Raw genomic sequence first — 14,313 nt, 5'->3', positions numbered from 1 at the left:
AATACCTTCCACGCGATCGGTTCCTGCCAACGGCAGGAACCGATCGCGTGTCTTGTTGCGTAGGTCAGCGGGGCGCCATGCGGATTCCCCCGTCGAGCCGGATGGTCTCGCCGTTGAGGTAGCGGTTCTCCAGGATCGACACGGCGAGCTGGCCGAACTCGTCCGCTCGCCCCAGCCGCGAGGGGTTGGGCACCGAGGACTCGAGGCCCGCGCGCATTACATCTGGCATCCCGGAGAGCAGAGGGGTGTCCATGATGCCCGGCGCGATGGTGCACACCCGGATGCGGCGGGTTGCCAGGTCGCGGGCGGCGGTCAAGGTCATGCCGACGATCCCGGCCTTGGACGCGGTGTAGTTGATCTGGCCGATCTGCCCCTCGAAGGCCGCGACGGAGGCGGTCATCACGATCGCCCCGCGCTCGCCGTCGACCTCGTCCGTCTTCGCGATGCGCTCGGCGCCGAGGCGCAGTGCATTGAACGAACCGACCAGGTTGAGCTTGATGACGTGCTCGAAATCTTCGAGCGAGCCGGCGTTGCCATGCTTGTCGAGGATCCGCATGCCGCGGCCGCTGCCCGCGCAGTGAACGAGACCGCGGAATTCGCCCGCCTCGGTGGCCGCGTCGAGCGCGGCGGCGAACTGGTCGGTGTCGGTGATGTCGGCCGGTGCGAACTGTGCATTCGGTCCGAGATCCCGTGCGGCGGTGTTGCCGTCGGAGCTCGGCAGGTCGATGAGGGTCACAGAGGCGCCGCCGTCGATCAGCCGCCGTGCGGTGGCGTTCCCGAGTCCGGAGGCGCCGCCGGTGACGGCGACGGATAGTCCCTTGAGTTCCATGATGTGAGAGTCCTTCGGTGTCGTCGGGGTGGCCGCGGTCAGAGGAGTTCGACGATCGTGGCGTTGGCCATGCCGCCGGCCTCGCACATGGTCTGCAGGCCGTATCGGATTCCGTTGGCGCGCATGTGGTGTACGAGCCGGGTCATGAGGATCGCGCCCGACCCGCCGAGCGGGTGCCCGACGGCGATGGCGCCGCCGAGCGGGTTGAGGCGCTTGACGTCGGCACCGGTCTCGGCCAGCCAGGCGAGCGGCACGGGGGCGAATGCCTCGTTGACCTCGAACGCGCCGATGTCCTCGATGGACAGACCCGAACGGGACAGTGCCTTCGCGGTGGCGGAGATGGGGCCGCTGAGCATCATTACCGGGTCGTCGCCGGTGACCGCGACGGTGTGGATGCGGGCGATGGGGGACAGGCCCCGGTCGGCGGCGATCCTGCCGGTGGTGACCAGCAGCGCCGCGGCACCGTCGGAGATCTGGGATGCGTTGCCCGCGTGAATGACCCCGTCTTCCTTGAACGGTGCCTTCAGCGTCGCGAGCTTGTCGATCGAGCCGCCGCGGCGCAGTCCCTCGTCGACGGCCAGGCGGCCCTCGACCGGTGCGAGCTGCGAGTCGAAGGCGCCCGTGTCGATGGCCTGGGCGGTGAGCTCGTGTGAGCGAAGCGCGTACTCGTCGAGGGTACGGCGGTCGAGATTCCAGCGCTCGGCCATCATCTCGGCGCCCAGGCCCTGGCTGAAGCCCTCCACGCCGTAGCGTGTCTGCACGCTCGGCGGGGTGGCCGATCTGCCCTCCATGGCCGCGCTGCCCATAGGCACCCGGCTCATGGACTCGACTCCACCGGCGACGACGAATTCCGCGTGTCCGGCGATCACCGATGCGGCGGCGAAGCTCAGCGCCTGTTGACTCGAGCCGCAGGCGCGGTTGACGGTGGTGCCCGGGACGGACTCGGGCCAGCCGGCGGCCAGCGCGGCGGTGCGGGCGATGTTGCCTGCCTGCTCACCGGCTTGGACGACGCAGCCCCAGATGACGTCCTCGATCTCGGCGGGGTCGATGCCGACGCGTCCGGTGAGGGCCGCGAGAACGTGGGCCGACAGGTCGGCCGGGTGCAGCTCGGAAAGGGATCCGCCACGCTTCCCGATGGGTGTTCGAACGGCGTCGACGATGACGGCGTCGTGCATTGTGGTTCCTCCTGTGGTGGTTGGGTGCTGGAGTGGGAAGGGGCGTAGGCCCGGGTTCAGTGAGTGATGACGCGTTGACGCAGGAACTGCTCGACCGCACAGTCGACGCCACCGTCGAACGGCCATGCTGTACAGAGTGTTTCGCTTCGTCCGACCGAGACGGAACCGGCGTCGATGCGCTCGGCGACCTTGGCGGCCCGGTCGAGGTCGGAACCCCACACCGAGGTGTTGGGGACTGGGAAGGTGCTGTTGATGCGGTCGAGTGCCTGGTCGAAGTCGTGGTATCCGATGACGGTGAATGCCGGTCCGCTGCTCACGGTCTCGGGCTCGAGCAAACCGTCCCTGTCCCGCAACAGGGTTGGCTCCAGAAAGTGTCCGGGCAGGTTGGTGCCGCGGCCGCCGCCTGTGACGAGCGCGGCGCCGGAGGCAATGGCATGGCGGAGAAGATCCTCGGTGCGGGTCAGTTGCCGGGCGCTGTGCAGTGGACCGACCGTGGTGGCCGGGGTCATGCCGTCGCCGACGGTCAGTGTTCGGATGGTGTCCACGAAGGTGTCGCAGAAGTCGCCGACCAGATGGGCAGGGACGTAGGCGCTCTTGGGAGCGTCGAGTGTCTGTCCAGCGTTGGCAAAGGCGCTCCGGGCCAGTGTGATTGCCGCCTCGTCGGCGGGTGCGTCGCACAGCAGCAGGGCGGCCGAGCCGGAGGCCGTGGTCAGGGTCGCCGGTGTGAGGTGCCGAGCCGCCTGGCCGGCGATCCGCGTCGCGCCGCGGCGGGATCCGGCGTAGGACACGAGGCGGACCTTCGGGTGGGCAACCAGTGCACTGCTTGCCCTGCGGGTGCCGACCGAGACGTCGAGGACCCCGGGCGGGAGCGCAGAGCCCAGGAGTTCGACGGTCCGCGTGACCGAGAGCGCTACGGAGGCCGGCGGCTCGACGACGACCGCGTTGCCGGCGGCGAGGGCCGGGCCGACCGTGACGGCCATGCGGAGGATCGGCAGATCCCAGGGGACGAGGACGGCGACGACCCCGAACGGCCGGTGCTCGACCACGGCGGTGCGTCCGTCGTAGCGGTGGGCGAGGGCGTCGTCTTCCCAGGCGGTGGCGGCGGCATCGGCCAGGCACTCGGCGGCGAGTCGAATCTCGTCCTCGGATTCGCGGAGCGGCTTGCCCTGTTCCATCGTCAGCAGGGGCGCGAGGGTGTCGACGGCGCGCAGGAGCTCGCGGGCGCAGTCGGTGAGGTAACGCCGCCGCACCTCGCGGTCGACGCGCCAGCCGGCGAACGCGTGGTGTGCTCGGGTGAGCAGGTCGTCGAGCTGATCGGCGGTGGTGACCGCGACTGTCCCGAGCTGCTCGAGGGTCGCGGGGTTGACACACCTCAGGGCCGAGCTCGCCTGCCACGGGTCGGGCCGCGGGAGCGGGCGCGTTCGTCCGGACTGCGTGGCGCCCGCGCCGGTGCCTGCACAGGGGATGTCGACGGGCTTCCTCGACGAGCGTCCGTTCCGACGTGCGGGCGGGACCATGTCCGCAAGGTCGTCGTTCATCGTGCCTCCTCGGTGTGTCCACCGTCCTGCGTCGGTCTCGGGCCGTATTCATGCGAAGCGTCGGTGCCGACTAATGTAACGGGTTAATATGTAATGGTGAAGCCTGAGACATCGGCCCGCGCAGGGCGTCCGCGTGACCTGAGCAAGGACCAGGCGGTGCTGGTCGCCACCCGTCGACTGTTGGCGAAGGTCGGGTACCAGCAGACGACGGTCGCCGCCATCGCCCGGATGGCCGAGGTGAACACGCCGGCCATCTACCGGCGGTGGCCGACCCGCGAGGCGCTGATCGAGGAGGCCGTGCACGGCACGGGCGGGCATCCGTTGCCGGAGGAATCCGGGGACCTGCGCGCCGACCTCGCGACGTGGGTGCGGGTCTTCCTGGTGCGGGCCGCGCGTCCCGCCGCGCGCGCCGGGGTGCCGGGCCTGCTCGCCGATTCCCAGTCCGTGGAGGCGCGTCAGCGCCTGCTCGCCATCGGGGGGCCGGTGCGCCAGGCGTTCCGGGAGCTGCTGGACCGCGCCGTCGCTCGGGGGGAGATCGCCGCCGGAGCAGATGCGATGTTCCTGTTCGACCTGCTCTCCGGTGCCACGACGATGCGTGGCATCACCCGGGGTGCGGAGGGCGAGGCGAGCTTCGTCGAGTCGCTCGCCGGCGCCCTGTACGTCCTGGCCGCACACGCGGACGAGGCGGCGAACACCAAGGCGGTACCGCGGTGAAGGTCGACGTGCAGTTGAACGGCCGACCCGAGGACGCGGCCGCGCGGGCGCGTGAACTCGTCGAACTGGGTGCGGACGGTCTGTTCACGTTCGAGGGTGCCCACGACGTGTTCGTTCCGCTCGTCGCGGCGTCGGCCGTGACCTCGGCGGACCTGATGACGAACGTGGCCATTGCACTGCCGCGGAGCCCCCTGCACCTGGCGCACACCGCCTACGACCTGCAGACCCTGAGCCGCGGGCGGTTCCGGCTGGGACTCGGCTCGCAGATCCGGCCGCACATCGAGAAGCGCTACGGCGCAGAGTGGTCCAGGCCCGCGGCCCGGATGCGCGAGATGGTGCTGGCGATCAAGGCGATCTTCGCGGCCTGGGAGGGCCAGGCGCCGCTGAAGTTCCAGGGCGAGTTCAGTACGCACACCCTGATGCCGCCCACCTTCAATCCCGGTCCCAATCCCTACGGTCCGCCGGAGATCTGCCTCGGCGCGCTGGGCCCGCTGATGACGAGGGTCGCGGCCGAGGTCGCGGACGGGCTGCTCGTCATGCCGTTCAACAGCGTCCGGCACTTCCGTGAGCGGACCGTCCCGGCGATCGAGGAGGGCCTCGAGCGCGGCGGACGGTCGCGTTCGGACCTCGCGGTGTACCCCCAGGTGATCGTGGGTGTGGGCCGCACACCGGAGGAACTCGCCGCGGCCGCCCGGGGTGTGCGGGGCCTGCTCGGGTTCTACGGTTCCACCCCGGCGTACCGCCCGGTCCTCGAGGTGGAGGGTTGGGCGGACGTACAGCCGGAGCTCAACGCGTTGTCCAAGCGCGGCGAGTTCGCCGCGATGACGGAACTGATCGACGACGACATGCTCGCCGTCCTCGCCGTGCACGGCACGCCCGAGCAGTGCGCGGCGCAGATCGTCGCGCGCTTCGGCGACCACGCGGACCGGGTGTGCTGCTACTTCCCTGGCTACCCAGTCTCAGATCTCCATGTTGCCGAGATGATTTCGGCCGTCAAGGCGGCGTCGTGACCTGCGGGCTGTCCGTCGAAGTGGGGCAGGGGGTCGCGGTGCTGACCCTCGACCGACCGGAGCGGCGCAACGCGTTCACCAAGGACATGGGCCGGGCACTGGGGGAGGCGTACCGGGCGCTCGACGACGACGACGACGTACGGGCGATCGTCCTCACCGGCGCCTCGCCGGCGTTCTGCGCGGGCGCCGACATGACCGGCGGCGACGGCACCTTCGCCGCGCCGGAAAGCGACACGTTCACGGCCTCGCCCGTCAACCCGCCCGCCTTCGACCTGCGCAAGCCCGTCGTCGCCGCGGTGAACGGGCACGCGATCGGCATCGGCCTGACGCTCGCGATGCAGGCCGACATCCGGATCTTCGCCACCGACGCCAAGTACTCCATTCCGCAGGTCCGACGGGGGGTGATCCCGGATGCCATGTCGCACTGGACCGTTCCGCACATCGCCGGCATGGCGGCAGCAGCGGACATCCTGCTGACGGGTCGCACCTTCGACGGCGCCGAGGCGGTCCGGCTGGGCCTGGCGAGCAGGCATCTGCCGGCGGACGAGGTGCTGCCCACCGCAATGGGCATCGCTCACGACATCGCGGTGAACGTGGCACCGATGTCGGCCGCGCTGTCGAAGAGGCTGCTGTGGCAGACCGTCCGGCGCGGGTACGGGCCGGAACGGGTGGCTGAGCTCGAGACGGAGCTGCACCTGAGGGTGATGGGTAAGCCGGACGCCGCCGAGGGTGTTCGAGCGTTCACGGAGCGCCGTGCCCCCCAATGGGATTCGCGGCTGTCCACCGACTGGCAGGAGATCGACCCGCGATGACCGCGCGCACCACCGGGGACGTCCTCGACGGAGTGGACCTGCGCGGTCGGACCGTGCTCGTGACCGGGGTGACGAGCGGCCTGGGCAGCGAGACAGCCCGGGCGCTCGCCGGTGCGGGCGCCCACGTCGTCCTCACCGCACGCGACGCGGTCGCCGCCGACACCGTGGCGGCCCGGATCCGCGAAGCGCACCCCGGAGTCGAGCCGGAGGTGTTCGGAGTCGACCTCGCGAACCTGGAAAGCATTCGCGCCCTGGTTGTTCGGCTGTCAGCCCGGCGACTGCCGGTGGACGTCCTGATCAACAACGCCGGGGTGATGTACCCGCCGCTGCAACGCACCCGGGACGGATTCGAGCTGCAGTTCGGCACCAATCACCTCGGCCACTTCGCGCTCACCACGGCGCTGCTGCCGGCCTTGACGGCCGCAGCCGATCGCTCCGGTCGCCCCGCGCGGGTGGTCACCCTGTCCTCGGATGCGCACCGGGCGCATCCCGTGGACCTCGTCGACCCGAACTTCGAGAGCCGCGCCTACGACAAGTTCGTCGCGTACGGCCAGTCGAAGGCCGCGAACGTCCTGATGACCGTCGAGCTGCAGCGGCGGTTCGGCGAGCAGGGCGTGCACGCGTTCGCGGTGCATCCGGGTGTGTGCGCCACCGGCCTCGCCCGTCACATGTCGCGCGAGGACATGGCGCAGATGCGGCGGATGTCGGAGGGCTCCGAGAACGCGCTGAGCAACCTCAAGTCCGTTCCCGCCGCCGCGGCGACCTCGGTGTGGGGCGGAACCGCTCCCGAGCTCGACACCGCCGGCGGTGCCTACCTCGCAGACTGCGCGGTAGGCGCGGCCGACGGCCACGCCACCGACCTCACGACCGCAGGGGAACTGTGGTCCCTGTCGGTCCGACTGACCTCCTAGGAGCTTTCCATGGCACTACCGATCGACGAGGACCAGCAGGCACTGGCCGATTCCGCCCTGGCCTTCGCCCGCAAGACCGCGCCGACCGAGGAGGTCCGCAAGGACTTCGCGATGTTCTCCGGCAAGGTGACCTGGGACGCCGTGGTGCGTAACGGCTTCCATGGAATGCATCTTCCCGAGTCGGTCGGCGGAGCGGACTGTGGGTTGCCGGCACTCGCGGTAGTGGTCGAGCAGTTCGGCAAGGCGCTGTTCCCGGGGCCCTTCCTGTCCACGGTTCTGGCCAGTTCCGTCGCCGCGCTGGCCCCGGCCGGGGCGGACGAACTGCTGAGCGCCTTCGGTGACGGCGCCACCGGGGCGCTCGTCGCCGAAGGCCGACTGACGGCCCGAGCGGCGGGGGAGGGCTGGGTGGTCGACGGTACCTCCGATCCCACCCTCGGGCTGTCGGGTGCCGAGCGGATCCTGGTCCGGGCCGATGCCGCGGACACGAGCGGGGTCGGCCTGTGGTTCTGGCTCGACGCCGACGATCTCGCGGAGTCCGCCCGGGTGCAGGCCTGCGAGGCCACCGACCCGACCAGGACGGTCGGTCGGCTCACGCTCACCGGGCACGTGCTCGCGCCCGGCCGGGCGTTGCCGGGCCTGGATCCAGTCGCGGTGGACCTTCTCGTCGCCACCCTGCTCGGCGCAGAGGCCAGCGGGATCACGGCCTGGTGCCTCGAGACCACCGTGGACTACGTGCGCACCCGGCACCAGTTCGGCCGCCCGGTCGGCAGCTTCCAGGCCGTGCAGCACAAGGCGGCGCACATGCTCATCCGCGCCGAGACCGCCTGCGCCGCGGTGTGGGACGCGGCCCGCGCCGCCGACGCGGGCTCGGCGCAACGGCGGCTGGTCGCCGCGCAGGCGGCGCTGACCGCGGCCCAGGCCGGCGTCGACCAGGCGCTCGAGTGCATCACTGCGCTCGGCGGCATCGGATTCACCTGGGAGCATGACGCGCACCTGTACTGGCGCCGCGCGGTCGCCGTCGCGTCCGTGGTGGGCACCGAGGACTCCTGGGCGAGCAGGCTGGGCGAGGCCGCGCTGGGAGCCCGGCGGGACTTCTCGTTCATCACCGGCGACACGCTCCCGCAGCTGCGGGCCGAGGTCTCCGCGGTGCTCGACACCGTCGTGGCGCTCCCCGAGGACGAGACCGCGACGGAGGGCTGGGCGCCGACCCGCGGGGGAGACCGACGGGCCCTGCTCGCGGAGGAGCGTCTGACCGCGCCGCACTACCCGGCGCCGTACGGGCGCGACGCGGGAGCGGTTGAGCAGGCGGTGATCGCCGAGGAGTTCGCGAGCCACGGCCTCGCTCAGCCGGACACCGGCATCGCCGAGTGGGTGCTGCCCACGCTGATCGCGCACGGCAGCGAGGAGCAGCGGAAGCGGTTCGTGGACACCACGCTCCGTGGGGAGCTGATCTGGTGCCAGCTGTTCTCCGAGCCGGGCGCGGGCTCCGACCTCGCGGGCCTGACCACCAAGGCTCGACGTGTCGACGGCGGGTGGGCTCTCAACGGCCAGAAGGTGTGGAACACCCAGGCGCGGGAGGCGGACTGGGGCGTGTGCCTGGCCCGGACCGACGCGGAGGTGCCCAAGCACAAGGGCCTGACGTACTTCCTGATCGAGATGTCCTCGCCCGGCGTGGATGTGCGCCCGCTGCAGCAGGCCACCGGGGTGTGGGAGTTCAACGAGGTGTTTCTCGACGAGGTGTTTGTGCCCGACGACTGCGTGGTCGCCGACCCCGGCGACGGTTGGCGCCTGGCCGTCACCACCCTGTCGAATGAGCGGCTGAAGATGGGCACGGCCAAGTTTGGGCACGGCGCCGCATCGACGATCCGCGAACTGCTCGACTCCGGTGAGCACGGCAGTACCCGCGAGGAGGTCGTGAAGGTGCTGGGCCGCAACACCGCCCGCGAGCTCTCGGTGGGCGCTATGAACCTCAAGGCCGTGCTGCACCGACTGCACGGCACCGAGGACGCCACCGGCGCGGCGACCAGCGTGCAGAAGGTCTTCCATGCGATCGCCCAGCGGGAGGGCTCCGACGCGATGATCCGGCTGCTCGGCCCGCGCGGTCTCGTGAGCAGTGAGGAGCTGCCGTACGTGGTGGACTACCTGGGTGTCCCGGCCGTGCTGATCGGCGGCGGGACCATCGAGATCCAGCTAAACGTGATCGCCCAGCGCGCGCTCGGACTGCCGCGCTGACATGGACGCCACCATGCTCGCGGACGGCATCGGCTTCACCGAGGGTCCGATCCTGCTGCCCGGCAACAGGACCGCCGCGGTTTCGATGAGCCGGGGCGCGGTGCTGGTGCTCGACCGCGACGGCACCGACGTCGTCGGTCCCGGTGGAGCCCTCGAGGCGAGCCACCGCCTGCCCGCTGGCAGTATGCCGACCGACATCTGTTGCGGCGCTGTCGGTCCGGAGGGTCGGGTCAGGGCACGGCCATACCACGTGACCGTCGTACGGCGCTGCCTCGCCGATCTCGTCGTACCGAAAGGGCCCCGGGCGCCGGTGTGTGGTCGTCGGACCGCACACCGGCACCGGAGGCCCATGCCCACTGACGATCTCCATCCAGTTCGCCAGGGGATGAACAACTTCTAGGCTTCGCCCAGGAGTTGTTCGAGTCGAGCCATGCAGAACCCGGTGATGCTGACGTTGTCACCGAGGTTCAGATGGGTGGACAGGCGCAGCAGCGGAACCGAGAGCAGCACAACCCCGAGGACCTCGTTGAACAGCAGGTTCTGCACCTTCCAGCCGGTGAGTTCCTCGTAGCGGGCGACGGTCTCCTCCCGCGTCGGGGTGCCGGGCAGACAGGGGTGTCCCTCGTACTCGCTGCACGCCCAGTCCAGGAACAGCACCCAGGCCAGGTCGGCCTCGTGGTCACCCAGATACGCCATCTCCCAGTCGAGTACGCCGGCGACGGACAGCTCCGGCGTGTACAGGATGTTCGACATGCGGGCGTCGCCCCAGACCAGGGTCACGTGCTCCGGCTCGTAGAGGTTGCCCCTGAGCCAGGTCAGGGCCTTCTCCATCACCGGCGGCAGCTCCGGCGCCGCCCAGCGCACGGCCCAGTCGAGGTAGTTCACGATCTGCTCGACCGGCTTGGCCCCGAACTTGGGCATCGCGAGGAAACCGAGCCGCAGCTCGTCGGTGTCGAGGAGATGCACCTGCGCCATCGTCTCGATGCACTCCCACCACATCTTCGCCCGACCCTCCTCGTCGGCCTCGAAGTAGTTTCCGGCGGTGTGGTACGACGGGAAGTCGCTGGGCGCCTCGGCATTTCCGATGCGGTCCATCACGTAGTACGGGGTGCCGAGCGGGTTGTCGTCGGCGTCGATCCACCGGACGCCCGGAACCGGGAGATCGGTCGGCGCGAGCCGCTCCGAGACCAGGTACTGGCGCCGCAGGTCGTAGTCCGGGAACAGCGCGATCTCGGGCGGCCGTCGGAAGACGTAGCCGGCCGACTCCTGCTCGGCGCCCTCGAGGTTGAACAGGTAGGTCTCGGTGGAGAAGCCGCGTTCGGTGCGCTTCCAGTCGACGATCTTCGCGTTCTGTGCACCCGGAATGCGCTGCCGGACAATCGGCTCGAGGGCGGCCGCCAAGTCCTCCGGCGCGACCCGCTCAGCCATTGTTCTGACCGGCCCGGTTGGCGCTCCAGTCGGTGTAGCCGTAGCGCGGGTTCACGCCCATGAACACCATCTCCACCAGCCCGTGTCCGACCTTGTCGCCCATCCGGACCTCGACGAGCGTCTCGCTGAGCATGCTCACCTTGCGGATCTCGTCGACGTCGGTGATGTCGACGTCGAAGCTGTCGCTGAAGTCCTTGCCGCGGTACATTCCCGACGCGTAGCCGTTGTACTCGTCGTACCCGGCCAGGCCCGGCCAGAAGTCGCACACCGGCTTGACCTCGATGACGTCGGTCGAGCGGTCCGCGCGGTGCACGGTGAACGTGCCGGACCTGACGACGCGGAGGTCGTCGCGGAAGTCCAGGTCGTGCTCGACGTCGATGATCGGCAGCGGCTCCTTGCCGGAGTCGATCGGGAAGAGCACCTCGCCCTCGAACTGCCAGCGCTCCCCGGTGTGGGTCTCGCGCTGTGCGAAGTGCACCACCTCGTCGTCGAACTGGAAGATGCCCATGTAGTAGAGGACGCCGGCGGGCACCTCGGAGGGCTGCATGTTCCCGCCCTCGGGCAGGCTGCCGCCGCCACCGCCGTGCCGCACGCCCCACGAGTGGTCGCGGCCGAACCACCAGTTCTCGGGGTCGATCTCGATGCGCTCGCCGTCGATCTCGATCCAGCCGGTGATGGTGCCGTTCTGGTAGAACCGGCGGGCGTCCTCCCGGACCCGGCCGCGGCTGCGGTGGAAGGCCGCGGTCTGCTCGTAGACCGGGAAGTCGCCGGTGAAGTCGAGTTGCAGGCTCAGGCCGTGCTCGTTGGACTCGACGGTGGAGCTCACCTTGCGCAGCGGCTCGACGATCTCGTACGTGTACGGCCCGACGCTGAAGGCGTTCAGGGCACCGGTCTGCGGGTTCAGCTCGGTGGACATGCGCACCACGCGGGCCTGCTCGCCCTTGCGGGTGACCATGGCGTAGGCGTCCATGACGTTACGGTTCGGGTACTTCGCCATGCCGGTCATGATGCTGATGTCGCCGGACTTGTCGAAGCCGTACATCACGATGCGCTCGGTCCAGCGCAGGTCGCTCTGCGAGACGTGGTCGAGGGTGGTGGGGAGCTGGTGGATGAGCAGTTCGTCGTGCGGGGTGATCATGTCCGGCCCTTTCGTCGATGGATGCCTGTTCGGGAATCTATTGCGGAGCGACCCGCAACGTATTGGTTTTGGAGAAAGGCGTCCGGTACTGTCCGCGACTGTGGATGAACGCAGGGATCGCCGAACCGGCACCGCCGGAGTGGGACGGCCTCGTGATCCGCAGGTCGACGAGGCCATCCTCGCCGCAACCAGGGAATTGCTGGTGGAGTGCGGCTACCAGAAGACCACCATCACCGCGATCGCTCGTCGGGCGAAGTTGGGTACCGCCGCGATCTATCGGCGCTGGGCCACGCGGGAGTCGATCATCGAGGATGCGATCTTCGGGATGCAGGACGTCGCCCTGCCTGAAGCCACCGACGACCTGCGTGCGGACCTGCTCGCCTGGACGCGGATGTTCCTCGTGCGGATTGCGGAACCCGCGACCCGGGCGGCGATCCCGGGGTTGCTGTCCGCCTACCACTCCGACGACGGTGTCTACGAGCGCCTGGTCGCGCGGTCGGAGGACCCCGCCCGTGCCGCGCTGGCCGCGCGGGTGTCCGCGGCGTTCCCGGACCGTTCCGGCGACGCCAACGCCGCGGTCTCCGAGGCTGCCTTCGACCTGTTGATGGCGGCCACCACCATGCGAGGCCTCACCAGCGGGCTCGCCGACGTCGACGCCTTCTGTGCCCGCACCGCCGACTCGTTGGCGCTGTTGGTCACCGTCGACCGCGCCGAGATCAGTTCCCGCTAGCCGGCTTCGGCATCGCGCCGGTGCGTGGCTCGTGGGCTGCCGGTGCGCGGCACCGCCGCCCGCCCGCCGCGTTGCCTCGGACCCCTGTGGTCGTCGTCTCTCCGACGGCCGCTCGCGTGCCCCGCGGAATAAAATACGATACGGTTCCGTCTCTATATTGCGGGTCGACCGGCAGGACGTCGGTGACCGTCACCGCTCTTCGGAAGGCCAGTCATGACCACAACCTCGTCGGTACGCGCGTCCGCCGCGCCCGGCACCGGGGCGCCGAGACACCTGGGCCTGGCCCTTGTCGTCATCGCCACCGCACAGCTGATGGTGATCCTCGACAGCACCATCACCAACATCGCGTTGCCCAGCATCCAGGCGGACCTCGGCATCTCCGCGTCCGGTCTGGCCTGGGTGGTGAACTCGTACGTGCTGGCCTTCGGCGGTCTGCTGCTGCTCGGTGGCCGGTCGGGTGACCTGTTCGGCCGTCGCCGGATGTTCCGGATCGGCATCGCCGTGTTCACCTTCGCCTCGCTGCTCGGCGGCCTGGCGCCCAACGCCGAACTGCTGATCGCGGCCCGGGTGCTGCAGGGTGTCGGTGCGGCGATCGCCGCGCCCACCGCGCTCTCGCTGATCGCGACCACCTTCCCCGAGGGTGGACCCCGCAACAAGGCGATGGGCGTCTACGCGGCCATGTCGGGCATCGGCTCGACCCTCGGCCTGCTGCTCGGCGGCGTGCTCACCGACTACCTGGACTGGCGGTGGATCTTCTTCGTCAACGTCCCGATCGGCGTCGCGCTGCTCGTCGGCACCCGGATCCTGCCCGTCGGGGACCGCATGACCGGACGCCTCGACGTGCCCGGCGCGATCACCGGCACCCTCGGCCTGGTCAGCCTCGTCTACGCGATCACCCGCGGCGGAGAGTCCGGTTGGACGGACTCGGTCACCCTGGCGCTGTTCGCGGCCGCCGCCGGCCTGCTGGTCGCCTTCGTGGTGGTCCAGACCCGCTCGGACCACCCGATGATGCCGCTGCGCCTGCTCAGGGACCGCAACCGGTCCGGCTCGTACGTCACCATGCTGGTGGTCGGCGCCGCGATGTTCGCGATGTTCTACTTCCTCTCGCTCTACATGCAGCAGGTGCTCGGCTTCTCGCCGATGCAGACCGGACTCGCGTACCTGCCGTTCAGCGTCGGCATGGGCTTCGGCGCGGCGATGGGCTCGAAGCTCGCGGGCCGGGTCCCGGCCAGGCTGCTGGCCGGTCCGGGACTGGTACTCGCCGCGGTCGGCCTGACGTGGTTCGCGTTCCTCACGCCCGACTCGTCGTACTGGACGCACCTGCTGCCGGCGATGTTCGTCACCGCGCTCGGCCTGGGCGTGACCTTCCTGCCGATGACCCTCGGCGCGGTGTCCGGGGTGACCGACGGCGACGCCGGTATCGCGTCGGCGCTGCTGAGCACTGCCCAGCAGATCGGCGGCGCGATGGGGCTCGCACTGCTCTCGACGGTGGCCACCACCACCGCGAACGGGGTGCTCGCCGATGCGGACAAGGAGTACTTCCGGGCGCTGGGCACCGGCGACGAGTCCCTGCTCGCGCAGGCGTCGAACGCCCTGACCGAGGGATTCACGGCGGCCTTCGCCGTGGCAGCGGTGCTGCTGGTGGTGGGCCTGGTGGTCACCGTGACCGCCGTCAACGCCAAGGCCGCGACCGGCGAGTCGGCGCCGCCGGTGCACGCAGGCTGACGTCGCGTCACCCGGGAATCGGGTGGCTGAGAGTATCGGTGTGGCGGCCGCAGGGCCGCCACACCTGATTG

At 70.1% G+C, this 14,313-nt stretch carries 13 protein-coding genes; 8 read left to right on the top strand and 5 right to left on the bottom strand.

Annotated elements, in window-relative coordinates; genetic code table 11:
* Positions 1-64: 64 nt before the first annotated feature.
* From ACFO6S_RS20090 to ACFO6S_RS20080, 3 genes are read right to left on the bottom strand one after another with little or no spacing between them, the layout of a single operon-like run.
* Positions 65-829: an SDR family NAD(P)-dependent oxidoreductase gene (locus tag ACFO6S_RS20090; RefSeq protein ID WP_378419747.1), complete on the bottom strand. Its 765-nt coding sequence runs from the start codon at positions 827-829 to the stop codon at positions 65-67.
* Between the two features lie 38 nt (positions 830-867).
* Entirely contained in the window at positions 868-2,004 is a 1,137-nt protein-coding gene (locus ACFO6S_RS20085; RefSeq protein WP_378419746.1) for a thiolase family protein, read from the bottom strand.
* 56 nt (positions 2,005-2,060) lie between these two features.
* Positions 2,061-3,542 (bottom strand): aldehyde dehydrogenase family protein, encoded by a 1,482-nt coding sequence (locus tag ACFO6S_RS20080; RefSeq protein ID WP_378419745.1) that lies wholly within the window; start codon positions 3,540-3,542, stop codon positions 2,061-2,063.
* A 96-nt stretch (positions 3,543-3,638) separates the two neighbouring features.
* Here ACFO6S_RS20080 and ACFO6S_RS20075 point away from each other — a divergent pair, with 96 nt between their 5' ends.
* The 6 genes from ACFO6S_RS20075 to ACFO6S_RS20050 are packed head-to-tail and all read left to right on the top strand — an operon-like array spanning position 3,639 to position 9,621.
* Positions 3,639-4,256: a TetR/AcrR family transcriptional regulator gene (locus tag ACFO6S_RS20075; protein WP_378419744.1), complete on the top strand. Its 618-nt coding sequence runs from the start codon at positions 3,639-3,641 to the stop codon at positions 4,254-4,256.
* Complete coding sequence (locus tag ACFO6S_RS20070; protein WP_378419743.1) at positions 4,253-5,266, top strand: TIGR03617 family F420-dependent LLM class oxidoreductase; 1,014 nt, start codon at positions 4,253-4,255, stop codon at positions 5,264-5,266. The genes ACFO6S_RS20075 and ACFO6S_RS20070 overlap by 4 nt, the downstream gene beginning before the upstream one ends.
* Positions 5,263-6,078 (top strand): enoyl-CoA hydratase/isomerase family protein, encoded by an 816-nt coding sequence (locus tag ACFO6S_RS20065; protein ID WP_378419742.1) that lies wholly within the window; start codon positions 5,263-5,265, stop codon positions 6,076-6,078. Before ACFO6S_RS20070 ends, ACFO6S_RS20065 begins: the two co-directional genes overlap by 4 nt.
* Positions 6,075-6,989, top strand: coding sequence for an SDR family NAD(P)-dependent oxidoreductase (locus tag ACFO6S_RS20060; protein WP_378419741.1), 915 nt, complete (start codon positions 6,075-6,077; stop codon positions 6,987-6,989). The genes ACFO6S_RS20065 and ACFO6S_RS20060 overlap by 4 nt, the downstream gene beginning before the upstream one ends.
* A 9-nt stretch (positions 6,990-6,998) precedes the next feature.
* A complete protein-coding gene (locus ACFO6S_RS20055; RefSeq protein WP_378419740.1) occupies positions 6,999-9,221 on the top strand; it encodes an acyl-CoA dehydrogenase family protein in 2,223 nt (740 codons plus the stop codon).
* Between the two features lies 1 nt (position 9,222).
* Entirely contained in the window at positions 9,223-9,621 is a 399-nt protein-coding gene (locus ACFO6S_RS20050) for a hypothetical protein (RefSeq protein WP_378419739.1), read from the top strand.
* Here the strand turns inward: ACFO6S_RS20050 and ACFO6S_RS20045 are convergent.
* Both ACFO6S_RS20045 and ACFO6S_RS20040 read right to left on the bottom strand, forming a co-directional pair.
* Entirely contained in the window at positions 9,618-10,649 is a 1,032-nt protein-coding gene (locus ACFO6S_RS20045; RefSeq protein WP_378419738.1) for a phosphotransferase family protein, read from the bottom strand. The genes ACFO6S_RS20050 and ACFO6S_RS20045 overlap by 4 nt on opposite strands.
* Positions 10,642-11,787 carry an Rv3169 family protein gene (locus tag ACFO6S_RS20040; RefSeq protein WP_378419737.1) on the bottom strand — a complete coding sequence of 382 codons (1,146 nt, stop codon included), beginning with the start codon at positions 11,785-11,787 and terminating at the stop codon, positions 10,642-10,644. The genes ACFO6S_RS20045 and ACFO6S_RS20040 overlap by 8 nt, the downstream gene beginning before the upstream one ends.
* A 100-nt stretch (positions 11,788-11,887) precedes the next feature.
* Here ACFO6S_RS20040 and ACFO6S_RS20035 point away from each other — a divergent pair, with 100 nt between their 5' ends.
* On the top strand, positions 11,888-12,517 hold the full coding sequence (locus ACFO6S_RS20035) for a TetR/AcrR family transcriptional regulator (RefSeq protein ID WP_378419736.1): 630 nt from the start codon (positions 11,888-11,890) through the stop codon (positions 12,515-12,517).
* 213 nt (positions 12,518-12,730) lie between these two features.
* A complete protein-coding gene (locus ACFO6S_RS20030) occupies positions 12,731-14,242 on the top strand; it encodes an MFS transporter (protein ID WP_378419735.1) in 1,512 nt (503 codons plus the stop codon).
* Positions 14,243-14,313: the final 71 nt, after the last annotated feature.

The sequence above is a fragment of the Rhodococcus kronopolitis genome, from assembly GCF_042654025.1.
GTDB classification, from domain to species: Bacteria; Actinomycetota; Actinomycetes; order Mycobacteriales; family Mycobacteriaceae; genus Rhodococcus_G; species Rhodococcus_G kronopolitis.
Note: the sequence above shows the minus strand (reverse complement) of the source record. Positions and strands in the feature narration are given on the sequence as shown.

Coding starts and splice junctions, on each gene's coding strand:
- ACFO6S_RS20060 (WP_378419741.1), top strand. CDS start 6,075: ATGACCGCGCGCACCACCGGGGACGTCCTCGACGGAGTGGACCTGCGC.
- ACFO6S_RS20045 (WP_378419738.1), bottom strand. CDS start 10,649: ATGGCTGAGCGGGTCGCGCCGGAGGACTTGGCGGCCGCCCTCGAGCCG.
- ACFO6S_RS20090 (WP_378419747.1), bottom strand. CDS start 829: ATGGAACTCAAGGGACTATCCGTCGCCGTCACCGGCGGCGCCTCCGGA.
- ACFO6S_RS20040 (WP_378419737.1), bottom strand. CDS start 11,787: ATGATCACCCCGCACGACGAACTGCTCATCCACCAGCTCCCCACCACC.
- ACFO6S_RS20085 (WP_378419746.1), bottom strand. CDS start 2,004: ATGCACGACGCCGTCATCGTCGACGCCGTTCGAACACCCATCGGGAAG.
- ACFO6S_RS20050 (WP_378419739.1), top strand. CDS start 9,223: ATGGACGCCACCATGCTCGCGGACGGCATCGGCTTCACCGAGGGTCCG.
- ACFO6S_RS20030 (WP_378419735.1), top strand. CDS start 12,731: ATGACCACAACCTCGTCGGTACGCGCGTCCGCCGCGCCCGGCACCGGG.
- ACFO6S_RS20055 (WP_378419740.1), top strand. CDS start 6,999: ATGGCACTACCGATCGACGAGGACCAGCAGGCACTGGCCGATTCCGCC.
- ACFO6S_RS20080 (WP_378419745.1), bottom strand. CDS start 3,542: ATGAACGACGACCTTGCGGACATGGTCCCGCCCGCACGTCGGAACGGA.